The organism is Schleiferilactobacillus perolens DSM 12744, from assembly GCF_001435585.1.
GTDB lineage: Bacteria > Bacillota > Bacilli > Lactobacillales > Lactobacillaceae > Schleiferilactobacillus > Schleiferilactobacillus perolens.
Genome location: NZ_AZEC01000051.1, coordinates 1 through 985, shown reverse-complemented (window position 1 = coordinate 985; position 985 = coordinate 1). Strand labels below are relative to the sequence as shown.

Annotated in this window: 1 protein-coding gene; it reads left to right on the top strand. The window is 48.1% G+C overall.

The annotated features are described in order from the left end of the window. Positions 1-293 precede the first annotated feature (293 nt). Positions 294-917, top strand: coding sequence for a hypothetical protein (locus FD09_RS15555; RefSeq protein ID WP_057822564.1), 624 nt, complete (start codon positions 294-296; stop codon positions 915-917). The last annotated feature ends 68 nt before the right edge of the window (positions 918-985 follow it).

The window sequence follows — 985 nt, the reverse complement described above, 5'->3', positions numbered from 1 at the left end:
CAATTCCGCCACACCGGCATGCAACATTCATATGTTATCAGAAAAACATTGTCTTGCCAAGTCCTAAAAGCGAATTCATGAGTAACCAACGTGCAAAAGGGGATCACTTTATGTTCAAAAAAAGATCAGCGACTATTTGTATCATGTTGCTTCTCGTTTTAACTGGATGCCAAAAGCTCTCGGATCGGGATAGTCAGTCTACAAGTTCTTCTGCATCCAGTGCCATGAGCAAACAATCATCTACATCAAGCAGCCACTCCAGTGGTTCGTCATCGGCGAACAGCCCTTCTGCCATGCCAGCTCCCACTTCGCGGATCAGTCAATTAAACAAACAGTTGACTGGTGCTTTAGGGGCACTTGTTCTACCAAGAAATGATGGCTTGACCACTGGCAGCAGTCATTTGAATATTCGCTACACTCAAGCTGCTAACAGCAAGACCATTTATTATAGTGTGGGCAACGTGGCCGAAACTTTTAACGCCAACGCATTACAAAACGAATATCCATACGCTGCTCTGACGCTGACATCTTATACTTCAGCGAACGAGGCGGCTAAGCAAGTCGATTTCCAACAAAATGCTGCCAATTTACCGACTACCGATTTGGGTAATGGCATTACCGGGACAATTGATGCTGGCGCGGGTCAACGCTACTTACATTGGATTCAGGCGCAATGGTCTTTCTTGGTGCATGCCGCAGCGGTCAACGGGGAAGATCCCGTGCCGACTGGTAGACAGGTAGTGGCTTGGGCTAACCAATATCCATTGCCTGCCAATCGAGGTGCCGCTCAATTACAGGTAGGCACCGGCTATGCGGCGCTCAATCAGCAATTTACCTGGCAAGCGGGGACGACCGTATACCGGCTCAAAGCCCACAGTATCGAGACGGCGATGAAAATGATTGCCAGTATGAAATAAAAAATCCCTGGTTGATGGTAATCATCAACCAGGGATATCAGAGTGCCGGTGGCAGGAGTCGAACCTGT

Excerpts from the sequence above, each read along its gene's own strand:
- FD09_RS15555 (WP_057822564.1), top strand. The coding sequence starts at position 294 with ATGCCAGCTCCCACTTCGCGGATCAGTCAATTAAACAAACAGTTGACT.